Genomic DNA, 22516 nt, shown 5'->3' with positions numbered 1-22516 from the left:
AATAATCCAAAAGCATATTTTCAGACTGATTTTTACATTCTGGGATCTGCGCCCAATGTGTCAGGCGCAAAATCAAGCAACGTTTGGGAAATCCACATATCAAGGCCTAACTTTCTCGGTCCCCCAGCAGGCGGGTGAGTTTTGCAACCATGAGGTAGAGAAACACCGACAACACACCAAGCGTGAGCATCGCCGCAAACATCAGATCGGTTTTGGCGCGGCCATTGGCAAGCAGCATCAGGTATCCAAGTCCTTTGGATGCCCCCACCCATTCACCGATGACTGCGCCAATCGGTGCATAAACCGCGGCCAGCCGCACACCTGCGCCCAATGACGGCAGCGCAGCGGGCACGCGGATCAGCCACAGCACGCGAAACGGGCTGGCTTGCATGGTTTTTGCAAGATCAAGGTAGCCCGATGGCGTGCGCATCAAACCGTCAAAAAACGCAGACGTCACCGGGAAATAAATGATCAGAACCGCCATGGCGACTTTGGACCACAGGCCATAGCCAAGCCAGAGTGTCAGGATTGGAGCAAGCGCAAACACCGGCAGCGCTTGCGTAAACACAAGGATCGGTTGCACCAACATGCGGGCGGTTTTGGACGTCGCTAGGTGAAGTGCGGTCACGATGCCCAGCGCCGTGCCAATGGCGAGACCGATCAGCACTTCCTGCGCAGTCACCAAAGTATGCTCCGCAATCACGGCAAGATTGGTCCACCAGGTTTCAGCCACCAGCAGAGGTCCAGGCAAGATGAAACGCGGCAAATCGGTGATCGAAACGATCAGCTGCCAAATCGCTACGGCAAAGACTGTTGCGGCAAGCGCCGGGAATATCTTCATGCGGCTTGCCCCATCAGTAAGCGCAACAAATCTGACTGGCAGGTCAGCGTTTCAATGGCGTCAACCGCGCGGGGCACGGCGATATCGGGGGGGAGGACCGAGGTCAGCCCTTCTGACGTCATGACGTGAATCGCATGGCCCAACCGCGCAGCCTCTCCGGGATCGTGGGTCACCATCAATACGGTACGTCCCGCCAACAATTCCACAGCCAGATCCTGCATCGACGCGCGTGTCTGCGCATCCAGCGCCGAAAACGGCTCGTCCAAGAGGATGATTGGTTTGTCTTCCATCAGGGTGCGCGCCAGCGCCACGCGCTGACGTTGACCGCCAGAAAGCGCGCTGGGGCGTTTGCCCAGATGTTCGCGCAACCCACAGCGATCCAGAAGACGGGCCAATCTGGCCTCATCTGCTCTCTGACCGCGCAGGCGAGCGCCTAGTACAATGTTTTTTTCGACCGTGGCCCATGGGAGCAAAAGGTCATCCTGCGCCATATATGCAATCTGGTCGGCGACATTTGTGCCATCTGTGGCGGTGATGCTGCCGACAAAATCAGCGCCTGTTGGCAAATCAGCCAGCAGTCGCAAAACCGTTGTTTTGCCGACGCCAGACCCACCCAGCAAGCAGGTCCAGCGCCCGGCATCCAGCGTCAGAGACAAGGGCGCAAAAAGCCTGCGCCCCTCAATGGTCGCCTCTCCTTCAAAGAGGATGCCGGGCGCTGATATCATGGTGTCATGCCCATCTGCCAGAAGCTGACTTCAAGCTCTGTGGCTTTGCGAAATTTCTCACACAGCGTTGCGAAACGAGGGCTCTTGTCAAAGTCTTTGCCCAAGCGACGTTCAAGCGCGCTATCAAGCAACTGCCCAACAGCCGCGCAATCGCCCTGGAAGCCTTCGCCGGCATAGGTGGCGATCCAGTCTGCGTAGGTCTCTGAAGATTTCTCCCGACCCAGACGCGCACCGATTTCACCATAGCCGAGCACACAGGGCGCAAGCGCCGCTAGCAGATCAAGCAGATCACCGGAGTAGCCTGCCTCCAGCACAAAGCGGGTGTAGGCGAGGTTTTCGGCACGTTCCGGGGTCGCAAAAAGCTCTTCTTGTGGGATGCCTGCGGCCTCGCAGATGCCCACATGGAGCTGCATCTCTTCCGCGACCAGCGCATTCACCGTGGCCACAGCGGCGAGCATTTCCTCGTGGGTTTCCGATTTCACCACCGCCAACGCCCAAGCGCGGGAGAAGTGAATCAGGAAGACATAATCCTGACGCAGGTAATGCAGAAAGGACTCGCGCGACAGCGTGCCGTCTTTCAGACCTTCGACAAACGCGTGGCGGGTGTAAGCCCCCCATGCGTCGCCCGCCTCCGCGCGCAATAGCGCGAAGGCACGGCCATAATCTGGCGCACTCATTCTGCAGTCACATCAATGGTGATCGCATCAACTGGGTTGATGCTGTCGATCATACCGCTGTCATGCAGAAACTGCTCAAAACGTGCATAGCGGCCAGCGTCAAAACCAGCTGGGCGCAGAGCGAAACGGGTCAATGTGTCCGCCCATGCGCGCACGTTCAGCTCATCCTGAAGTTCCACAGAGGTGCTGGAGAAGATTTCCCAGCTCTTGTCGGGGTTGTTCACGATGTATTGCGTGGCCTTTTCAGTCGCCGCAAGGAACCGCGCCACTTTGTCGGCATCCATGGTGTCAGGATTGGCAACGTAAATCAGCTCGTCATAAGACGGCACGCCCTCTTCCTCGATGTAAAAACAGGTGCCCGGCGCGCCTTCAATGTCCATCTGATTGAGTTCAAAGTTACGATAAGCGCCAATCACCGCAGAGACCTGACCCGACATGACTGATGGCCCAAGCGAGAAGTTCACGTTCACCAGTTCAACATCTGCCAGATCAACGCCGTATTTGTTCAGGACTGCCCCCAGAACCGCCTCTTCAACGCCAGCCACGGAGAAACCGATCTTTTTGCCTTTCAGGTCCGCAGGGGTTTTGATCGGGCCATCTTTCATCACCAGAAGGCAATTCAGCGGGGTCGCAACCAGAGTGCCGACGCGCTTCAACGGCAAACCTTCATGAATTTGCAGGTGCAGCTGCGGCTGGTAGGATACAGCGAGATCGGCCTGACCTGCCGCCACAAGACGTGGTGGCATGGATGGGTCCGCAGGTGGCACGATTTCCACCTCAAGCCCCTGCTCGGCAAAATAGCCGTTCTCCTGGGCCACAATGATCGGACCGTGGTCGGGGTTGATGAACCAATCCAGCAGAAGGGTCATCTTATCCGCCGCCATGGCTGGGGCGGCAGCCATCAGGGCGAACGCCGTGACAGAGGCTTTCATCAAGTGCTTCATTCTATGTCCTTTCAACTAAGAAGCTGAGGCTGCGACGAGCACAATCTCGCCCGGCCAAATCTCATGGGTTTGCTCTGCGGCACGCCAAGCACGAAGCCCTGTTGCGCAACAAAGTGCCAGCCGCCCCTCGGCTGCTGGCAGGTGATCTTTCAATTGATCGGGTGCAATGCGCAGCGCATCTGGATGCGCCGGTGTTGGCGCCTCCTCGCTGCTGCGCAGCTCCACGATGGTATCTGAGGGCGCAAGTGTTTCCGGTGCCACAAAGGCAAAAGCCTGAACAGGTTCGGGCGCGCCCTCAAACCTAAAGGGCGCACAGCGAAGAGTTTTGGCATCAAACTGCACCATCTGGCCAAGCGGACTTGGGGTCTGCCCCATCAGGCAGGCCAGTGCCATCTGAGCCTGCATAGCCCCCATCATGGCGACCACCGGCCCCATGACGCCTGCGGTGGCACAGCTTGCCGCATTTTGCGGCGCTTCGGGGAAGATCGCACGCAGCGAGGGCGCGCCGCCACAGACGCCTGCGACATAGCCAGACAGGCCCAATGCGGAAGCGGTGATCAGGGGAATGTTGCGCGCAAAACAGAGATCGCTGAGGGTATAGCTCACCGCGTAGCTGTCTGCGCAGTCCATCACCAAGGTGACATTTTGCAACAGCTGCGGCGCGTTGGAAGGTGTGAGTTTACCAATCACCGACTCCACATCAATTTCGCTGTTGATTGCGCGGCAGCGGGCAGCGGCCACTTCGGCCTTGGCTTGTCTTTGATCCAACTCCGTAAAAAGCGTCTGTCGGTGGAGATTGGACAGCTCAACCTGATCGCCATCGACAATGGTGATACGCGCCACACCTGCACCTGCCAGCAGCGGCAAAGCCGGTGCCGCGAGCCCGCCTGCGCCAATCACGAGCACATGGGCAGCCGCTAGCCTTGCCTGACCATCTTCGCCCACTTCGGGCAAGATCATCTGGCGCGCGTAGCGGCTCACGCGCAGACCTCCAGCCACTGACGCACGCGTGCCTCTGGATCATCGTTCAGGGTGATATCGGTGACGGCGGAAACAATATCTGCTCCAGCTTCGAGCACGCCTGGCGCACGCTCCACCGACATGCCACCGATACCCACGAGTGGCACGTCGCCAACCCGTTCTTTCCATTCGGTGACCCTTGGCAGCCCCTGCTGGTGCCATTTCATCTTTTTCAGAATGGTTGGGTAGACCGGGCCAAGCGCCACATAGTCTGGGTCCATCGCCAGAACACGCTCCAGCTCATCATCATCATGGGTTGAGACACCCAATTTGAGCCCCGCCGCCCGGATCGCCTTCAAATCGGCGTCATCGAGATCTTCCTGACCAAGGTGGATCCAGTCACAGCCCAGATCCATTGCCGCCTGCCAGTAGTCATTGATCACCAGCACTGCGCCGTATTCGCGGCAAAGCGCCTGACCCTCAGCGATCTGAGCGCGCACATGCGCCTCGGTTTGATCTTTGATGCGCAGCTGCACCAGCTTGATGCCAAGCGGCAGCATCCGCTTGAGCCAGCTGACATCATCAAAAATCGGGTAGAACTTGTGCAAGGTCATGAAAGAAAAGCCTTTCCAATGACGGGCGTGGAGGCTTCAGCCATATCGCGTGCCTCAATTGGATCGGCTTCAAACGCCGCCTGCCCCGCCTCTACGGCCCCGATCATGGCGCGCGCCATGGCCACAGGGTCGCCTGCGCGGGCCACAGCGGTGTTGAGCAACACCGCATCAAAGCCAAGCTCCATCGCTGCCGCTGCGTGTGAGGGCAGGCCAATGCCTGCATCCACCACCAGAGGCACTTCTGGAAATTCGGCGCGCATCGCACGCAACGCATAGATGTTGTTCAATCCACGACCTGAGCCAATCGGCGCCCCCCAGGGCATCAGCACCTCGCAGCCCGCCTCAAGAAGACGCTCGCCCACAATCAGATCTTCGGTGGTGTAGGGAAAGACCTCAAAGCCATCTTCGGAGAGAATGCGCGCGGCCTCGACCAGTTGGAACACATCCGGCTGCAAGCTGTCGGTGTGGCCAATGAGTTCTAGCTTGATCCATTTGGTGTCAAACACTTCGCGCGCCATATGGGCGGTGGTCACAGCCTCTTTCACGGTGTGACAGCCCGCTGTGTTGGGAAGCACATGCACGCCCAGATCCTGAATCATTTTCCAGAACGTTTGCCCAGTGCCGCCCGCGCCTTCGCGGCGCAGAGACACGGTGGCAACCCCAGCACCGCTTGCGCGGAAAGCTTCCTCCAGAATGGCGGGGCTTGGATATTGCGCGGTGCCCAGCATCAGCGGGTTGGGCAGATCAACGCCATAAAACGGTCTCATCCCTCAGCCCCCCTGCATCGGGGCGACCACTTCGATGCGGTCGCCATCTGCCAGCGCTTGCCCTGCGCGCAGCAGCGCGGGCACAAAGGTTTCGTTCAGCGATGTGGCAACACGGCCGGTAAAACCGCATTCCTCCAACGCTTCGGCAAGGGTGGTGGCGGCCACCTCGCGCGGCTCTCCGTTAAGCACGATCTTCATCGACCATCTCCGAATGTGTGTTGTGAAGCGCCAGATCGGCCACGCCGCGCGCCAAAGCCGGCGCGAGCAGGTAGCCGTGACGGTAAAGCCCATTGGCATAAATCGTCCGACCAAGTCGCCGAATGCGGGGTAAGTTGTCTGGAAAGGCCGGACGCAGATCGACGCCAATTTCCAGCACTTCCGCTTCGCCGAACGCCGGGTTGAGCGCATAGGCCGCACTCAGCATTTCCAGCATGGACCGCGCAGTGATGCGGCTGCTGTCTTCGCTTTCAATCATGGTGGCGCCAAGCATATAGATGCCCTCGCCACGCGGCACGATATAAAGCGGAATGCGCGGATGCAGCAGGCGCACAGGACGGGTGATCTCTACATCAGGGCAGCGGATGATGAGCATTTCGCCCTTCACCCCGCGCAGATCATAGAGATATTCGCGCGCAGACAAACCACGGCAGTCAATTGCGTTTTCAAGCTGCGTTGGGGCGATGCGATTGTGAAACGTCACACCTTTGTCTTTGAGCCCGCGATAAAGATCCTGAAGCGCCTGACGTGGGTTCAGATGGGCCTCGTCTTGAAAAAACAGCCCTTGGCCAAACCCATGCAAATCCGGCTCCAGCTCTGAAATTTTATCGCGACCAACTTCTGAAAAATTCTCTGTGCGGCGCGCAAACCGTCGCAGGTCAGGCAGATCACGTTTGTTGGCCACAACCAGCGTGCCGGACGTGGTGACAGGCGTGCGCGCGCGCCACCAGTCAATTGCCTCCTTGCCCAGCCGCAGAACCGGCTCCTCGGCGTTTTCGTATTCACACCACGGCGCCAGCATGCCACCGGCCCACCAGCTACAGCCATGCGGGCCCGGCAGCCCGGCAGGGTCAAAGATCTGAACCTCTGCCCCGCGCTCTACAAGCTCGGTGGCAACCGCCAACCCAGCGACGCCTGCACCAATGACGGAAAAAAGGCTCATGCAGGCCAGACCCGGTGGAAGTGATGCAGTGGCCCGTGACCGTGGCCAATGTTGAGATCATCTGCTGCCGCAATTGCGCCTTGCAGGTAGCTATGCGCCTCTGCGACCGCGTCCTGCAGGGTTAGCCCCTTGGCAAGACCCGCTGCCACGGAGGACGACAGCGTGCACCCGGTGCCATGGGTGTTGCGGGTGTTCTTACGTGGGGCAGTGAATTCCGCCGCCACCCCCTCAGATGTGATCAGAAAATCGCGACAAATGTCACCAGAGGCGTGCCCCCCCTTCATCAGGACGGCCTGCGCCCCCAAAGCACAGAGCGCCCGACCTTGCGCCACCATTTCCTGATCGTTCTGCGCCATCTCTTGGTCCAGCAGGCGCGCCGCTTCAGGCAAGTTCGGCGTGATGACAGTTGCGCGGGGCAACAGAACCTCACGGAGTGTGGAGACCGCCTCGTCTGCCAACAGCGCATCACCAGATTTGGCGATCATAACGGTATCCAGCACGACGGGACCGGTGAACCCCTTGATCGCGTCAGTGACGGTGTGAATGATTTCTGGCGTGGCCAGCATGCCAATCTTGATCGCATTGACAGCCAAGTCAGACAAAACCGCATCAATTTGCGCGCGCACCACATCCAATGGAATGGCGTGCACGGCGGTCACGGCCTGCGTATTTTGTGCGGTCACAGCGGTGAGCACACTGGCGCCAAATGTGCCGAGTGCGGAAAACGCTTTCAAATCTGCCTGAATGCCTGCGCCGCCGCCGCTGTCAGAGCCGGCGATAGTCAAAGCGATATGTGCCACAGTGGCGCCTCCCAGTTCGCAAACGGGATTCCGCACGGCAAAAACGTTATCTTTTTTGACACCGTTCCCTCCGCCGGAATTGCCCGGATCAGGTTCGATGGGTTTACGCGTAAGCGACTCTCAGCCCCAACAAGTGGGACACCCCAACGGTTGTCGGATGCATACAAAAGGCCACTGAAAACGTCAAAGCAAAACGACACCCTTGCAAATCAAGAGTGCCGCATTGGCTTACAAAGCGAGGCGCTTAGCTCTCTGCCTCGTCCATTGTTGCAGCATTTAGCTGGGCGTAGCGCTCAGCGCCGATACGCTCATGCAGTTCAAGCTGTGTTTCGAGGAAGTCGATGTGCCCTTCCTCGTCGGCAAGAAGCTCTTCAAAAAGCTTCATGGACACAAAATCTCCGGCCTCCTGACAGCATTTGCGCGCCTCAGAATACAGCTCGCGCGCGCTGACCTCTGCGGCCAGGTCACATTCAAGCGTTTCCAGAGGCGTCTGCCCAATGCGCAACGGATCGAGTTTCTGGAGATTTGGATGGCCACCCAAGAAAATGATGCGCGCGATGAGCTTGTCAGCGTGCTCCATCTCTTCGATGGATTCCTCGCGGCTCTTTTTGGCCATATGGATCAGCCCCCAGTCTTCCTGGAGACGATAATGCAACCAGTACTGACTGACCGCCGTGAGCTCGTGTCTTAGTGATTTGTTTAGGTATTCAATAACTTCTGGATTGCCTTTCAATGCGTCGTCCCTCCGTATGTGGCTTGCGCAGACCGGTAAGGTGCGCTGGCACAGTCAGGTTATCATTATTCCGCATTGTGTCGAGAAACAGAGGCATGCAGCCACCACAATCGGCGGCTTTACCAAGGGCGTGGTAGACCTTGCCCGGATTGATCAAGGCTGCCGGATCAGACGCGCGCATCCAGTCAATGGCGGCGTGAATGTCGCGATCGGAGATGTTCATGCAATGACAAACGATCATGGCAGCCTCGTTTTACTTGGTCAGAATGAGCTTTCCCTGACGGGTGATGCGCAGGGTATATTCTGCGTCTTCAAGGCGAATGCGCGCGAGATTACCGCCTTTTGTCAGCGTCTCAGCGTCATGGATTGGAGTTGACTGCGCGGTAGCTGCGTCAAAGCGGTCGGTCATATTTATACTCTTGTTGTCTTCGCGTGACATCGCGTTTCGCCCTCAGATTGCAGGCATCAAAAGCTCAGAAGAATCAGATTTGGTAGAGGAACCAAGCCTAGTACTCACGAGCTCTCTTTTCTTACTGAAATAGTAAGAAAGATCAACCAGAGTTTTTCAGTCAGCTATTAAAATGAGACTGTAGATGCGCCAGATCGCAACCGGCACGGCCCGCAAAACGCAGCCGCGGCCAAAATAAGCCCTGACACCGTCGCGATCATTCCCGCGGCACTGACTGCATATTCAAACCCAAACCAAAGCGGCGCATAGCCAGCCAGCACATAGCCAAGCACCGCAGACAACGTGGCGAAGGCCACGCTCCAAGCGATTTGATGTTCAAGACGATTGGTCATGAGACGCGCCGCTGCTGGTGGGCAGATGAACATGGCAATCACAATGATCGACCCCACCGCATCAAAGGCTGCAACCGCAGCCAAAGCAGAGACAAGCACCAGCGCGATGCCCAACACAGTGGTGGGCGCGCCCATTGTTCTTGCAAAGTTTTCATCGAATGTGGACAGCACCAGCGGGCGCCAGAACAGCCACAGGAACACTGCAACCCCGATCAACGCGATCGCGACACGCCCAAGTTCAGGTGGTAATCCCAACAAGGCGCTTGCATCCAACAGGCTGCCCCAGCCTGTTGCGTCAAGCCAGATCAAGCTTTCCAGATTGCCATAAAGTGCGTGTTCTACATCCAAGTGAACCCCGGATGTATCGCTTTGCTCCAACAACAAAACACCACCAGCAAAGAGCGTGGTGAAAGTCAGCCCCATGGCGGCGCCCGGCTCGATATTGCCCAAGCGACGGACGGCTTCGATCATCACCACAGCAACCACAGCTGCGCCGGCCGCACCGATCATCATCGGCAATGCAGCCACCACGCCTGTCAGCAAAAATGCGGTCACGATGCCTGGCAACACCACATGAGAGATGGCATCTCCGATCAGCGCCTGTTTGCGCAGCAGAAGAAAGTTGCCGGGGAGCGCGCATGCAATCGCGGACAGCACACCGATCAACATCGGTGTGAGGGACAGAGGGACAAATTCCGCACCGCTCATGGCGTCACCTCTTTCGGTCCACCTATCCGGTGGTCAATCTCTGCAATCTGATCGGCGGTCAGCACGGTTTCGATGTCGCGCAACCCGTCATACAGGGCAGCGGCGCTTTCAAACGCTTGATCCTGACGCACGGTTTCCCAGCGTTTTTCATCCAACAATGCCTTGGCGGCACGCGCGCGCCCGGTGTCGGTGGGCACCCCATCGGCATGCGCCAATCCGGCGCGGCGCAAAATACGCAGCGTGTACGCCTCATAGATCGGCTGACCTTGCGCCAAGGCCAATAGCCCCTGCCGCAGATGCACCCGGCGCTGAAACCGATTGTGGCGAAGCCCAACCGCAAGCAATCCACGATTTGGCGCAAGCAGAAGTGACAGAGCAAAGAGGGCAAAACTGACCAAAACGATGATCGGCCCGGTGGGCAGCGCGGGCGCGATGGCCGAAAGGCTAGCTCCAATCCACGCGGCAGCCCCGCCGGCAACACCAGCGATCAGTGTCATGTGGTCGGTGCGGTCTGTCCAGAATCGGGCCGTGACCGGCGGAATGATCAGCATGGCGACGATCAAGATCAACCCGACAATCTTCAAACCAATCACCGTTACAGCCATGGCAAGCGCCATGATCGCCAAATCCATGCGCTGCACATTCAAACCACGCGCAGCTGCATATTCGGGATCAAAGGCGAGCAAGGTCATTGGGCGACGCAAGATCACAACCGCCAAAAGCGTGAGGGCACCACCAATGGCAATAACCATCGCATCGTTAAACAACATTCCAGCTGTGGCCCCCAGCAGGAAACTTTCAAGCCCCGCCGCGCGCCCGCTTCCCATGGTCTGAATGACCGTCAACAGAACAATGCCAAACCCAAAAAACACCGAAAGCACCGCGCCAATGGCCGCATCCTCAGAAAGCCGCGTGCGCTGGCTCAACAGATTGACGCACAATAGCCCAACCCACGAAGACATTGCGGCCCCAAGCAGCAGGACCGGCAACGACCGTCCGTCCCCCCCAAGCAGCACCATCACAATAAAGGCGAGCCCCACACCGGGTAGCGTTGCATGGCTGATCGCGTCGCTGACCAAGGCACGTTTGCGCAGATAAAGGAAGGTTCCGGTGACGCCGGACGCAACGCCGAGCAAAGCGGCACCCACGGTCACCAGCGTGGCGTTGTAGCCAAGCTGCAAAGTCAGAGCATCAAGCAACATAGGTTAGCCTGCCGCGAGTTCCAGCTGGTCAATTTGCCCGGTTGCCAAACGTCCGCCGTAGGTCTTGTGGAGGGTGTCTGGTGTAAAGGCCTCCGCCACAGTGCCTTCGGCAACTTTGCGCGTGTTGATCAGGAACACACGGTCAAAATAGGTGGGTACAGTGGTCAGGTCGTGATGCACAGCCACAACTGTTTTGCCCTCAGAGCGCAGCGCCTTAAGCACGTCGATGATGGCTTTTTCAGTGGCGGCATCAACGCCCGCGAAGGGCTCGTCCAGCAGATAGAGATCGGCATTTTGCGCCAAGGCGCGCGCAAGAAACACGCGCTGTTGCTGACCACCGGAAAGCTGTCCAATCTGGCGTTCGGCGAATTCGGTCATGCCGACGCGTTCCAGACAGGCGTACGCTTTGTCCATATGATACGGGCGAATGCGGCGCAGCAAGCCCAGTTCACGGGACAGCCCCATCAGCACAACGTCGATCACACGGGTTGGGAAATCCCAATCCACGCTGGCGCGTTGCGGCACATAAGCAATGCGATGACGTGCCGCTTTCAGCGGCTTGCCAAAGACTGTCGCCCGCCCAGCAAGAGGCGACACAATGCCAAGCGCTGCCTTCAGCAGAGTGGATTTACCTGCGCCATTTGGCCCGATGATTGCGGTCATAGCGCCTTCGGCAACAGTCATATCAACAGAAAACACAACGGGTTTCTGACCGTAGGAAACGGTCATGCCACGGATCGCCAGCGGGCTGTCAGAAACAGAGGAAGATGAGGGCGCCACACCCTCGTTTGCTGCCAGGGAAACGCTCATCTTTTCCTCCTTATGACCCAACCGTCAGATCACCGGACATACCGCGCACCGGCGCCTGTCCGCCAAGCGCCCGTGAAATCACGGTGATGTTGTGGTCAATCATGCCGACATAGGTGCCCTCATAGGTGCCTTCCGCCCCCATGGCATCCGAGTAAAGCTCGCCGCCAATCGCGACCTTGTGGCCCTTGGCCGCCGCACCTTCGACAAGGGCGCGGATCGACCGGTCAGAGACGGAGCTTTCAACGAAAACAGCGCCGATCTGACGTTCAACAAGCATATCAACCAATTCACCAATCCGGTTCAGGCCGGCCTCAGATTCGGTTGAGATGCCCTGAATGCCCATGACTTCAAACCCGTAGGCCTGACCAAAATACCCAAACGCATCATGGGCTGTCAGCAAAATGCGCGCCTCTTGCGGCACAGAGGTCAATGCGTTGGCCGCATAATCACTCAGGGCATTGAGCTCCGCCAGAAACTCTACGGTGTTGGCCTCAAACTGCGACGCAGCTTCCGGCATCCGCTGTGCGAGCGCATCACGGACGCGCTCTGCGACAAACACCCAGAGCTTCGGATCCATCCAAACATGAGGGTCGAATTTGTCCTCGTAATCGTCATGACCACGCAGAAGCGCCTTTGGCAATGTGTCTGTCACCGCAACAACGGTGCCGCGCTTCTCAAGCTTGTGGAAAAATTCTTCCATCTGCGCTTCGAGGTATAGGCCGTGCCACAACACAAGATCCGCTTTCGTCAGCGCGACGATATCGGTGCGGGTCTGACGGTAAGCATGCGGATCAACACCCGGCCCCATCAGCCCCTTCACGGCAACCAAGTCCCCGCCAATGCGGCGCGCCGTGTCGGCAATCATCCCGGTGGTGGCCACAACCTGCAGCTTGCCAGCCGCAAACGCGGGCATCGCACCGCCCAAACTGGCTGCCGCAGTTGTCAAAATAAAGTCACGCCGAGAGAATCGCATCTCACCCTCACTTACTCTTTCAGACTGAATATGAGAACCATTCGCAATTATGTCAACGCAATTGCGACTTATTCGCATCTTTTGTCTGACCAAATGGTCAAAACATAGACAAATGCAGCGCCCCATGTCTTGCCAAGCCCCCCCAAGTTAGGGCAATTTGAAGCCTGTTTTTCGCTACAGGATAGGCCGATGGCAACGTCAACACTGACCCCCACTGGGCATCAGCTGCCCACCGCATTGGAGCCGCGCAACCCAGGCATGCCACTGGATCTGGATTGGGTGCGCAGCGCGCAGGCAAATACATCTGCCATCGAACGCCGCGCCAAAACGCTCCCCGGCCGCCGGTCTGTCAAAAAGGACTATCAGGCGGCGTGGCTGTGCAAAGCGATTTCGCTGATCGATCTGACCACGCTTTCTGGGGATGACACGGAAGGCCGCGTGGAGCGGCTGGCCGCCAAAGCCAAACAGCCCGTGCGCGCGGATCTGCTTGCCGCGTTGGGAATGGAAGGCCTGACCACCGGCGCGGTCTGTGTCTATCACGATATGATCGAAACAGCCGTCACCGCCCTCAAAGGGACCGGCATTCCTGTGGCTGCGGTTTCTACCGGATTTCCTGCAGGGTTGTCGCCTTATCACCTGCGCATCGCAGAAATTGGCGAAAGTGTGAAAGCGGGTGCGGAAGAAATTGACATTGTCATCACACGCCGTCACGTGCTGCAAGGCAACTGGCAAGCGCTCTATGATGAAATGAAAGAAATGCGCGAAGCATGTGGCGACGCGCATGTAAAAGCCATTCTGGCAACAGGTGAGCTCGGCACGCTGCGCAATGTGGCAAAAGCCTCTCTGGTCTGCATGATGGCGGGCGCTGACTTCATCAAGACCTCCACCGGCAAGGAAAGCGTGAACGCCACCCTGCCCGTCTCTCTGGTGATGATCCGCGCGATCCGCGATTATTATGAACGCACAGGCTTCCGCATTGGCTACAAACCTGCGGGCGGCATTTCCAAAGCCAAAGACGCACTCGTGTACCTGTCGCTGATCAAGGATGAGCTGGGGGATCGCTGGCTGCAACCTGATCTCTTCCGCTTTGGCGCATCCTCGCTGCTCGGCGACATCGAACGCCAGCTTGAACACCACGTCACCGGCCAATACTCGGCCTCCTACCGCCACGCGATGGCCTGACCCGAGAAAGGCTGACACGATGACCGTAAAAGAGATTTTTGAGACCATGGACTATGGCCCTGCCCCGGAAAGCGCTGCAGATGCGCTGGCTTGGATCGTCGATCAAGGCGCGGCCTTTGGCCATTTCATTGATGGCGCATGGACCACGCCGCGCAAGGACTTCCAATCCAAGAACCCTGCCAACGGCGAAACTCTGGCAGACCTGACACAAGCTTCGCAAGATGAGGTCAACGCCGCTGTCAAAGCCGCGCGCAAAGCGCAAGGCAAATGGGAAGGGCTCGGCGGTCATGGCCGCGCAAAGTACCTTTATGCCATTGCCCGCCTTCTGCAAAAACACGCGCGTCTGTTTGCTGTGCTGGAAACACTGGACAACGGCAAACCGATCCGTGAAAGCCGCGACATCGATATCCCACTGGTGCAGCGCCATTTCTACTATCACGCAGGCATGGCACAGCTGATGGAAGCAGAGCTGCCCAACGCTCAAGCGCTGGGTGTTTGCGGCCAGATCATTCCATGGAACTTCCCGCTGTTGATGCTGGCGTGGAAAGTGGCCCCTGCGCTTGCCATGGGCAACACCGTGGTGCTGAAACCAGCGGAATACACCTCCCTGACCGCGCTGCTCTTTGCTGACATTTGCCAACAGGCGGGCCTGCCGGCAGGTGTGGTGAACATCGTCACTGGCGACGGTGCCGTGGGTGAAATGATCACCACGCATGACGACGTCAACAAAGTGGCCTTTACCGGCTCTACCGAGGTGGGCAAGCGCATCCGCGAAGCCACCGCGGGGTCGGGCAAATCCCTCACCCTAGAACTGGGTGGCAAGTCGCCCTACATCGTGTTTGAAGACGCCGACATCGACAGCGCGATCGAAGGGCTGGTGGATGCGATCTGGTTCAACCAGGGCCAGGTCTGCTGTGCAGGCTCTCGTCTGCTCGTGCAGGAAGGCATTGCTGAGCGCTTCCACGCCAAACTGAAAGCGCGCATGGATGGGCTGCGCATCGGCAACCCGCTCGACAAATGCATCGACGTGGGCGCTGTGGTGGATCCCGTGCAACTGCAAACCATCACAGAGATGGTAGACAGCAACAGCGAAGGCGATACTTACAAAGCCGCCGTTGAGATGCCAGTGGAAGGCTGCTTCTACCCGCCAACCCTGATCACTGGCCTCGCGCCTTCCTCCAAGCTGATGCAGGAAGAGATTTTTGGCCCGGTACTGGTCTCCACCACCTTCCGCACCCCGTCTGAGGCGGTGCAGCTGGCCAACAACACACGTTATGGCCTTGCCGCGACGCTGTGGACGGAAAACGTGAACCTCGCGCTGGACATCGCGCCCAAACTCGCCGCTGGTGTGGTCTGGGTGAACGCGACCAACCTGTTTGATGCCGCTGCCGGTTTTGGCGGCGTGCGCGAAAGTGGCTACGGCCGCGAAGGTGGCTGGGAAGGTCTTGCTGCCTACACCAAACCCAAAGGCACCGCCAAAGCGCTCAAACCGGTTGAAGCCTTCGCAGGCGACAAAGGCCCGGTGGATCCGCTGGACCGCACACCGAAACTCTATGTGGGTGGCAAACAGGCGCGCCCGGATGGCGGCTACAGCCAGAATATCTACGGCAAAAATGGCGCGCTGCTGGGTCAGGCCCCCATCGCCAACCGCAAAGATGTGCGTAATGCTGTCGAGGCAGCACATGCGGCCAAAGGCTGGTCCGGCACCACAGGCCATTTGCGCGCGCAGATCCTTTACTACATTGCCGAGAACCTCTCCGCTCGTCGCGAAGAGTTCGCGAGTCGCATCGATGCGCTGACCGGCGGCAAAGATGGCGTACAGGAAGTCGAAACCGCGATCAGTCGCCTCTTCACCTATGCAGCATGGGCGGACAAATATGACGGTCAGGCCCACGGGGTGCCCATTCGCGGCGTCGCGTTGGCGATGAAGGAGCCTGTGGGTGTGATTGGCGCACTCTGTGCGGACGAAGCCCCGCTTCTTGGCCTGATCTCTGCCATGGCCCCAGCCATCGCAATGGGCAACCGCGCAGTTCTGGTCGCCTCCGAGGCTTTCCCGCTGGCAGCGACCGACTTCTATCAAGTTCTAGAGACCTCCGACGTGCCAGCCGGCGTGGTGAACATTCTCACCGGCTCTCACGCGGAACTCGCAGGCTCCCTGGCCGGGCATCTGGACGTTGATGCGGTCTGGTCCTTCTCCAGCACAGACTTGGCACAGGAGATTGAGGCCGCAAGCGCGGGCAACCTGAAGCGCACTTGGGTCAACAACGGCACAGCGCGTGACTGGCTGAGTGCTGATGGCGAAGGGCGTGCCTTCCTGCAGGCTGCAACTGTGGTCAAAAACATCTGGGTGCCTTACGGCGAATAAAGCCTGCCATCCTGGAAACTGAAACAGCCCCGCCCGCGCGGGGCTGTTTTCATTTGCGACCCTGCTTGCGGGGCGATACCAGTGGCACATCACAAAGCCAGGGAGCCCACGATGACACCGGAAGAAATCGCAAAATTGCCTTACCGCGAAAACGTCGGTGTGATGCTGGTGAATGGCGATGGCCATGTTTTTGTGGGCCAGCGCCTGGACAGCGAGGTCCCTGCCTGGCAGATGCCTCAAGGCGGGATCGACAAAGGCGAAAGCGCCAAAGATGCGGCCCTTCGTGAGCTCGAAGAGGAAACCGGCGTTTCTGCGGATCTGGTGACGGTCGAGGCAGAAACCGCTGATTGGATTGCCTACGACCTCCCCCACGATATCGTGCCGCGCATCTGGAAAGGCCGCTTTCGCGGACAGAAACAAATGTGGTATCTGCTGCGCTTTCACGGCAGCGATGCGGATGTGAACATTGCGGTGGATCACCCGGAATTTTCTGAATGGCGCTGGCTGCCCATAGATGAACTTGTGGAAAATATCGTGCCGTTCAAACGCGAAGTTTATCAGCAGGTTGTGGCGGCGTTTGCCGAACACCTCTAAACTTCAAACTCACCAAGCACTTGAAGATTTCTCAAAGCCAGAAGCGGAGCTGGGCCAGTAAAAACCTGCATGACAAGGCCACCTTGCCTCGCTAGAAGTTTCAGTACGGCCCCGTGGCTCAACTGGATAGAGCAGCCCCCTCCTAAGGGGCAGGTTGCAGGTTCGAATCCTGCCGGGGTCGCCAGCATTCCTGATTTCATTAAGGAAAATGGCGACACACGGAAGGTGTGTGAAAAGGTGTGTAAATCCATCACTCATCCCCCTCTGTGACCAATGCAGAAAGGGTGCTTTTGGACGATGCTTTGGCCGCAAGCTTTCGCCTGTCAGCTTCTTCGGTGTAAACTTTGGTGACCTTTGGAGAAGAGTGGCCAAGTGCCGCCATGATTTCATATGGCGTTGCACCATTCTCAGCCATGTTGATGCCAACGGACTTGCGGATTCCGTGGGTTGCCACACTGGACCGAACACCAGCTTCATCTCTCCACTGTGCCAGTTTGTTTCCAAAACCTGCCGCCGTGAAGGGGTGTCCAAAAGACGTCACTAGGAATGTGTTCTCACCGGTGGCTGTGTCGTCGATTGCCCTAAGAAGGCGGTCACTTATTGGAACTGTCACTGGAATGGCGCTCTTGTTTTCTGTTTTTTGCGGCACAAATTTCAGTTGTGTCACCCCGTTGTCTTGCTCAAGGTGGGGAGGCCCCAATTTGACGATGTCAGCCCGACGTGGTGCCGCCTCAAGTAATAGCATCATCGCCAAGTGAGCCTTTGTTCCATATGTGTGGGTATTAAAATAGGTTTGGATGTCATGGGTTTCCCAAGGTTCAAACCCCCGGGTGACAACTTTGCGTTTTTCTATTTCTAGGGCTGGGTTGGGTCGCAATCCCCAATGCTTTTCAGCGAACCGAAACATGTGCTTGATTGCCCGTAAAGCATTGTTCCATGCATTGTCGGTCGCACTCCAGCTATCAAGAATACGCTCTAACTGATTTGGCTGGATTGAATTCAACGGTACGGGACCAAAATCAGAGATGAAGCGCCGGGTGAAACGTCCGTAGTGTTTGGCCGTGCTGGACGCGAAGGCCCTGCGGTCAACCTCACGATCAACATAACGAAAGTAGTACTGAGAAAGCTCAGCGACCGTCTGTGGTGTCGCGCCTTGGCGTTGCCGTTCGATGGATGCCTTTTGGAGATCAAGTTGCTGGTCACCTCCACCGGACAGCCAGTCGTACCGGGCTTCAAAGTCGGCTTCATCGGGTCGACCTTTAATCGTGATGCGTCGGCCATCTGGGCGGCGGTGGAACAGATAGCGCGTTTTGCCGTGGCGGGTTTTCTCTTGGATCAGGAACTCACGAATTCGCGGCATTTTAGTAGCCTCCACGTGACTTGGTGGAGGCTACACCCAGAAGTTCGTCAATTGATGGACCACTAGCGATGTGATCTGAAGATCGGTGCAGATACTGATCAATATCCTCCCGCGACCATCGTTTCAGCCTTGGTGTCGGAGCGATGGTTGGCGGTGGAAGTTGCCCAGTTCTAACAAGATTGCTTGCGGTCGAAACCGAAACATCGATGTATTCGGCAAGCGTCGCAATGCTCATCATCCCGGGCCACCGCGATGACTTTTGTGCTGCCTTCTGCGCGGGGTGCGTGATCGGTTTGGTGTGGAGTTGGTCGCCTTTTTCGAAGACGGTTTTGTTGTGCAGTGTATACAAGTCGTACCTCCATTGAGGTCCCGACCGTGGTTGCACCCGTCTTCGAGAACTGGTTGTGTTAGCATATTGGGTCGCACAGTGCTTCCCTGCATTCGTAGTTAGAATCCCACCAAAGCCCTTTCAAGGCGCTTGAGATTTTTTTGTGCGCACTCGGTAAGGTGTGATGTGGAAACGGTTACACCTGAATCTGCGAGATACGGTTGTTGCAAAGAGAAAAAGGTAGGCCGTTACGCCTACCTTTTCCACATTTTCGGTTATACCGATTTGACTGTCCGCTGCACAGTCGCCCACTACTTGATCTTTACAATCTGGCCGTGGAGCGCTACGCGGTATGCTTCTGATCTTTTATGAGCGGGGCACATCAAACACGCTCGAAACATATATATGCACAAGTGTCGGAGGTTGTCCAGTGAAATCGTGACGGTCGCCTTGCCCAAGTGGTGCGCTACACATTGCTGAACCAAGTTACAGCCATGGACGGTGCAGCGCCGCCGCCATTCAACAACAGTTTCTTTGCCGAGACCAGCGTTTCGCCAGTGGCAAGCAGATCATCAACCAGAAGAGGACGTTGACCGGCGGGAATATTGTTGTTCGCAATCTGTAACGGATCAAAATACCGCCTAACCCCGACACCGACACCGACACCGACACCGACACCGACACCGACATACTTTGCTGTATAATCTTCGTCGGGAATCTTTTTCATCCTCTTTAAGGCATTACGTAGCTGCTTGGCATCCTCGCGATCAAAACTCATGGGATTCATGGTGAAAACCGGCTCAATCGCACCATAGGCTTCATGGTTCTTCGATTTGCGAAAGACGCTCTTGTAAACTGGCAAACCGGTCCGTCTGGCAAGCCTGTTCGCCAGGCAATCAGCCAAAGGAAAACTGGAAGGGACTGGCGCTATGCAATCAAAGTTACCGTGTATCTTCGCGCAAATTTCCTGTGCAATTTGATCGAAGTCGTCAAAAAGCAACTTGATGGCCGTCACATTCGTGCGAAGCCCATCTTTGCCCTTTAATGCGTACACGAGTGGGCAATTATCGCCGATAGTTTTCTTTGAGCGATCTTTTGAAAATTTGGCCGAGTTCTTCAGTCTTTGGAAGACGCTGTGCACGCTGATTCCATCGATTTCAGTCAGTGTTGGGTTGCCCGCTTTGGTAGTGCGTAGATGCTCGTGATTGTTGTGATCGACAAAGACCATACTTCCGTCAATTCGCAGTCCCAACGCTAGGAATCTCCAATTCTTTTCATGAAAGGCAAGAAACCCTGCCCCCAGCCACAGGTGATGGGCCGCCCTAAGGAAGTGACCGCTAAGAAAGGACGAAGCTCAACCAGTACGTGATAGACTTTCAACGTCCAGTGTCCAGCCCAAATCTTGCATGTTCGATGATCGGGGTCAAATTAGACATTTCCTTTGTCTCACGATTTTCCTAACTCTGCACTCCTAGCACGCTTATCAAAAACGGTCGTTCATGCATCTCGAAACCGCATTAATCAAAAACACTGAAATCAAAGAACTTAGCGATTCTCGAAACTCATTCTCGAAACTTACTCTGTCACATGGTATCTTGTGATGAGTTTTAAGAATCGATGGAGGTGCAATGCGGATCGGATACGCGAGGGTTTCAACAGGTGGCCAGAACTTGGATGGGCAGATCGACCGGCTACGAGATGCTGGCTGTGATCGCATATTTGAAGAGGTTGCGTCTGGGGCCAAAGTGGATCGGCCTGTACTGGAAGAAGCCCTGAGCTACTGTCGCACTGGCGATACCTTCGTTTGCCTTGGCTTGAGCCGGGTAGCACGGTCAGTTCAGCATCTCATCCAAATCGTTGCAGACTTCGAAGAGCGCGGAATCGGCTTCATGTCGTTGACCGAGACCATTGATACAACCACGCCAGCGGGGCGGATGCTGTTCACGGTCATGGCGGCCTGTTCACAGATGGAGAGAGACCTCCTTATCGAGCGCACCAATATTGGGTTGGATGCCGCGAGGAAGCGCGGCCGTTTGGGTGGTCGCCCCAAGAAGATGAATGAAGTTCAGATCGCATCGGCCAAAGAGATGTTCGCAAAGGAAGTGCCTGCCGCCGAAATTGCATCAGCGTTTGGAGTGTCGGTTCCGACTCTGTACCGAACTATTCCAGCAAGCAGCCGATGAAGTCATTTTGTATTCGGTTGCGATCTCGTTGATCATCCGGCGGCTTCCGTAGCGTGATACGGTTAGATCAGCAAAGGCTTACTGCCCACTCTTACTGACACCGCCTCTATTGGTACGAAATCAGGCTGCCTGGGTAACGTGTTTGTGTCGAGGTGCTCCGGTCAGTGCTTCAGTTAAAACCAAGTGAAACTCATCGTCATGGGTTTCCAAATCACGCTGAAGTTCTGTGATCAGATCAGCAACGTTTGGTGTCATTTTCGACAGCAATCCGGTTTTGGACACTTTTCTCATCGGGTTTCCTTTCTCACTCAATCCTATTTAGGGGCAGAGCGGAAAACAGGTCCGTGGATTAGGGTGGTTTGCGGACGTTATGCGGTGCAGTTAGGTGTGACAGAAGCGGTTCGACGAGGCCCCTTATTCCTATATCCTTGGTTGGATTTCGGAGCGCTCCACCGTTACCAATAAAGATAGAAATAAAAAAACGATCATCAGATGGGGCCGCGTAAGTGCAATTGCTGCCTGAGACGTCGCGAAGACAGTCTGCGTCATCCACGTCCACAGAAGTTGCCGTAGTTATACCTTTCAGAGTTCGATTTCGTTGTCCTCTGCCTTTGTGGGTTCCGTATGTGATCCGTCGTGACTGACGGGGCCATGCAAGACGAAGGCGAGCGAGATGCTGGAACGCCGCCACGTTGTCATTTTCTTGATCGCCATCAGGCAACGCCAGTTCCGTTTTCTCCATAGCCGCATATTCGCCCCATCCCTTCAGACCTCCTACCTCAAAGCCGTCGGCTGTGTTGTCCAAGTCGTACCGTTTGGAGAATGCAACCCGGTTAGGCCCTGGGTAGAAACCACGCATTCGTTTCGCGATGTCATGCTTGCCCAACAGTGGATGCCAAATGATTCCGTGGCCATGAAACTTCATCCAGAAATCGCCATCTATGATGTCGGGGTCCACGTGTCTTTCTGGATAGCCCAACCGTGACTTCGGGCCAGTGCAGACTGCGACATCCAAAGTCATGCGAGCGATTGCGTCGGGCATGTGCTGATCCAAGAAGTAGCGAAATTCGCGCTGAACGGATGCCTTGGTCAGTTTTGGGTCACAGTCTTTGGCGCAAATCCGGAAGTTTATGGTGAAGGCGTGGAGATTGTCCGTATCGAACTCCAGAAAAGGCGCAAGAAGCCAGTCGCCCCCACGGTTGCGATAGTTGATCTTTGCGCCACGACCCGTATTCCTGTTGGTGTAGTTCTTGCTGTCTGGCCCGAGGTGAGCATTCTCTGCCCCTGCACCGGCGCAGTGATCACACATGGGCAGATTGCACGGGCGTGAAGGCTTACAGTTATCTAGTTTTGCGACCCATGCATCGAACTCGGGCATAGTGCGAAGTATGTCTCGCTCGGCTTTCCGTTTGCCATCCATGTTCATTGTATTAGCCAATCGCGTGTTCAGCCGTGTTCGGTGTAATCCCCTCATCCTGTCGCCTTTCTTGGTGCGACAGGTATTTAGTCGGACAGTTGTATGACCCACGCAGGTTCTCAGTCAGCCGAACCTGCGCAGGACAATGATCCCACCTGCTAAATACCGATGGAGGACATTTTCATGAGAAAGAAGACATCGTTTCGCGGGATTGAAGAAGAGGCGTTGGACAAGCTGCGCGAACTACGCGAGGTCGAGCAACGCTTCGTCGGGGCTATCCTTTCAGATGCAATCACCCAGTATTGGATAGAGGTCTTTGAAGAGGATGAAGTCAGTGACTCTGTCCAGTAAGGTTTGGCCATTCCCACGGTGC

27 protein-coding genes, 1 tRNA gene and 1 riboswitch are annotated in these 22516 nt (G+C 56.7%); of the genes, 6 read left to right on the top strand and 22 right to left on the bottom strand.

The window, feature by feature from the left end; genetic code table 11:
• Window positions 1-106: 106 nt before the first annotated feature.
• The 17 genes from J7413_RS10855 to J7413_RS10775 form a co-directional block, all read right to left on the bottom strand.
• Window positions 107-841: an ABC transporter permease gene (locus J7413_RS10855; protein WP_209098112.1), complete on the bottom strand. Its 735-nt coding sequence runs from the start codon at window positions 839-841 to the stop codon at window positions 107-109.
• On the bottom strand, window positions 838-1566 hold the full coding sequence (locus J7413_RS10850; RefSeq protein WP_209098111.1) for an ABC transporter ATP-binding protein: 729 nt from the start codon (window positions 1564-1566) through the stop codon (window positions 838-840). Before J7413_RS10850 ends, J7413_RS10855 begins: the two co-directional genes overlap by 4 nt.
• A complete protein-coding gene (locus J7413_RS10845) occupies window positions 1563-2243 on the bottom strand; it encodes a TenA family protein (protein ID WP_209098110.1) in 681 nt (226 codons plus the stop codon). The genes J7413_RS10850 and J7413_RS10845 overlap by 4 nt, the downstream gene beginning before the upstream one ends.
• The gene (locus J7413_RS10840) at window positions 2240-3175 is read right to left on the bottom strand and encodes an ABC transporter substrate-binding protein (protein WP_209098482.1); all 936 of its coding nucleotides are present in this window, start codon (window positions 3173-3175) and stop codon (window positions 2240-2242) included. The genes J7413_RS10845 and J7413_RS10840 overlap by 4 nt, the downstream gene beginning before the upstream one ends.
• 27 nt (window positions 3176-3202) lie before the next feature.
• Window positions 3203-4168: a HesA/MoeB/ThiF family protein gene (locus tag J7413_RS10835; RefSeq protein WP_209098109.1), complete on the bottom strand. Its 966-nt coding sequence runs from the start codon at window positions 4166-4168 to the stop codon at window positions 3203-3205.
• Complete coding sequence (locus J7413_RS10830; RefSeq protein ID WP_209098108.1) at window positions 4165-4761, bottom strand: thiamine phosphate synthase; 597 nt, start codon at window positions 4759-4761, stop codon at window positions 4165-4167. The genes J7413_RS10835 and J7413_RS10830 overlap by 4 nt, the downstream gene beginning before the upstream one ends.
• A complete protein-coding gene (locus tag J7413_RS10825) occupies window positions 4758-5528 on the bottom strand; it encodes a thiazole synthase (RefSeq protein ID WP_209098107.1) in 771 nt (256 codons plus the stop codon). Before J7413_RS10825 ends, J7413_RS10830 begins: the two co-directional genes overlap by 4 nt.
• Before the next feature lie 3 nt (window positions 5529-5531).
• Window positions 5532-5726, bottom strand: coding sequence for a sulfur carrier protein ThiS (gene thiS / locus J7413_RS10820; RefSeq protein ID WP_209098106.1), 195 nt, complete (start codon window positions 5724-5726; stop codon window positions 5532-5534).
• Window positions 5710-6687, bottom strand: coding sequence for an FAD-dependent oxidoreductase (locus tag J7413_RS10815; RefSeq protein WP_209098105.1), 978 nt, complete (start codon window positions 6685-6687; stop codon window positions 5710-5712). Before J7413_RS10815 ends, thiS begins: the two co-directional genes overlap by 17 nt.
• On the bottom strand, window positions 6684-7487 hold the full coding sequence (gene thiD, locus J7413_RS10810) for a bifunctional hydroxymethylpyrimidine kinase/phosphomethylpyrimidine kinase (RefSeq protein WP_209098104.1): 804 nt from the start codon (window positions 7485-7487) through the stop codon (window positions 6684-6686). Before thiD ends, J7413_RS10815 begins: the two co-directional genes overlap by 4 nt.
• A gap of 48 nt (window positions 7488-7535) precedes the next feature.
• Window positions 7536-7643: riboswitch (TPP riboswitch) on the bottom strand.
• Between the two features lie 88 nt (window positions 7644-7731).
• Complete coding sequence (bfr, locus tag J7413_RS10805; RefSeq protein ID WP_209098103.1) at window positions 7732-8220, bottom strand: bacterioferritin; 489 nt, start codon at window positions 8218-8220, stop codon at window positions 7732-7734.
• A complete protein-coding gene (locus J7413_RS10800) occupies window positions 8195-8461 on the bottom strand; it encodes a (2Fe-2S)-binding protein (RefSeq protein WP_209098102.1) in 267 nt (88 codons plus the stop codon). Before J7413_RS10800 ends, bfr begins: the two co-directional genes overlap by 26 nt.
• A 12-nt stretch (window positions 8462-8473) precedes the next feature.
• A complete protein-coding gene (locus tag J7413_RS10795) occupies window positions 8474-8629 on the bottom strand; it encodes a hemin uptake protein HemP (RefSeq protein ID WP_209098101.1) in 156 nt (51 codons plus the stop codon).
• Between the two features lie 167 nt (window positions 8630-8796).
• Entirely contained in the window at window positions 8797-9729 is a 933-nt protein-coding gene (locus J7413_RS10790) for a metal ABC transporter permease (protein ID WP_209098100.1), read from the bottom strand.
• Window positions 9726-10931, bottom strand: a complete 1206-nt coding sequence (locus J7413_RS10785) for a metal ABC transporter permease (RefSeq protein ID WP_209098099.1) — start codon at window positions 10929-10931, stop codon at window positions 9726-9728. The genes J7413_RS10790 and J7413_RS10785 overlap by 4 nt, the downstream gene beginning before the upstream one ends.
• Window positions 10932-10934: 3 nt before the next feature.
• Entirely contained in the window at window positions 10935-11741 is an 807-nt protein-coding gene (locus J7413_RS10780; RefSeq protein WP_209098098.1) for a metal ABC transporter ATP-binding protein, read from the bottom strand.
• A gap of 10 nt (window positions 11742-11751) precedes the next feature.
• Window positions 11752-12714 carry a zinc ABC transporter substrate-binding protein gene (locus tag J7413_RS10775; RefSeq protein ID WP_209098097.1) on the bottom strand — a complete coding sequence of 321 codons (963 nt, stop codon included), beginning with the start codon at window positions 12712-12714 and terminating at the stop codon, window positions 11752-11754.
• Window positions 12715-12903: 189 nt separating this feature from the next.
• Here J7413_RS10775 and deoC point away from each other — a divergent pair, with 189 nt between their 5' ends.
• The 4 genes from deoC (at window position 12904) to J7413_RS10755 (ending at window position 17039) form a co-directional block, all read left to right on the top strand.
• Window positions 12904-13896, top strand: coding sequence for a deoxyribose-phosphate aldolase (gene deoC / locus J7413_RS10770; protein WP_209098096.1), 993 nt, complete (start codon window positions 12904-12906; stop codon window positions 13894-13896).
• A gap of 19 nt (window positions 13897-13915) precedes the next feature.
• Window positions 13916-16261 (top strand): aldehyde dehydrogenase family protein, encoded by a 2346-nt coding sequence (locus J7413_RS10765; protein WP_209098095.1) that lies wholly within the window; start codon window positions 13916-13918, stop codon window positions 16259-16261.
• Between the two features lie 111 nt (window positions 16262-16372).
• A complete protein-coding gene (locus J7413_RS10760; RefSeq protein ID WP_209098094.1) occupies window positions 16373-16855 on the top strand; it encodes an RNA pyrophosphohydrolase in 483 nt (160 codons plus the stop codon).
• A 107-nt stretch (window positions 16856-16962) separates the two neighbouring features.
• A tRNA-Arg gene (locus tag J7413_RS10755) sits at window positions 16963-17039 on the top strand.
• 66 nt (window positions 17040-17105) lie between these two features.
• Here J7413_RS10755 and J7413_RS10750 read toward each other — a convergent pair.
• The 3 genes from J7413_RS10750 to J7413_RS10740 form a co-directional block, all read right to left on the bottom strand.
• Window positions 17106-18215, bottom strand: a complete 1110-nt coding sequence (locus J7413_RS10750) for a tyrosine-type recombinase/integrase (RefSeq protein WP_209098093.1) — start codon at window positions 18213-18215, stop codon at window positions 17106-17108.
• Between the two features lies 1 nt (window position 18216).
• Complete coding sequence (locus tag J7413_RS10745) at window positions 18217-18564, bottom strand: helix-turn-helix domain-containing protein (protein WP_209098092.1); 348 nt, start codon at window positions 18562-18564, stop codon at window positions 18217-18219.
• A gap of 445 nt (window positions 18565-19009) precedes the next feature.
• The gene (locus J7413_RS10740) at window positions 19010-19771 is read right to left on the bottom strand and encodes a phosphoribosyltransferase family protein (RefSeq protein WP_209098091.1); all 762 of its coding nucleotides are present in this window, start codon (window positions 19769-19771) and stop codon (window positions 19010-19012) included.
• A gap of 400 nt (window positions 19772-20171) precedes the next feature.
• Here J7413_RS10740 and J7413_RS10735 point away from each other — a divergent pair, with 400 nt between their 5' ends.
• Complete coding sequence (locus J7413_RS10735) at window positions 20172-20726, top strand: recombinase family protein (RefSeq protein ID WP_209098090.1); 555 nt, start codon at window positions 20172-20174, stop codon at window positions 20724-20726.
• 120 nt (window positions 20727-20846) lie between these two features.
• Here J7413_RS10735 and J7413_RS10730 read toward each other — a convergent pair whose 3' ends face one another.
• Together J7413_RS10730 and J7413_RS10725 are read right to left on the bottom strand one after the other, a co-directional pair.
• The gene (locus J7413_RS10730; protein ID WP_209098089.1) at window positions 20847-21017 is read right to left on the bottom strand and encodes a hypothetical protein; all 171 of its coding nucleotides are present in this window, start codon (window positions 21015-21017) and stop codon (window positions 20847-20849) included.
• 58 nt (window positions 21018-21075) lie between these two features.
• Complete coding sequence (locus J7413_RS10725) at window positions 21076-22152, bottom strand: hypothetical protein (RefSeq protein ID WP_209098088.1); 1077 nt, start codon at window positions 22150-22152, stop codon at window positions 21076-21078.
• Between the two features lie 174 nt (window positions 22153-22326).
• Between J7413_RS10725 and J7413_RS10720 the strand changes: the two genes are divergently transcribed.
• Window positions 22327-22494 carry a hypothetical protein gene (locus tag J7413_RS10720; protein ID WP_209098087.1) on the top strand — a complete coding sequence of 56 codons (168 nt, stop codon included), beginning with the start codon at window positions 22327-22329 and terminating at the stop codon, window positions 22492-22494.
• Window positions 22495-22516: the final 22 nt, after the last annotated feature.

It is taken from the genome of Shimia sp. R10_1 (assembly GCF_017744095.1).
In the GTDB taxonomy this organism is placed as follows: Bacteria; Pseudomonadota; Alphaproteobacteria; order Rhodobacterales; family Rhodobacteraceae; genus Shimia.
The sequence above is the reverse complement of the archived record's forward strand: the minus strand, read 5'-3'. Positions and strand labels throughout refer to the sequence as shown.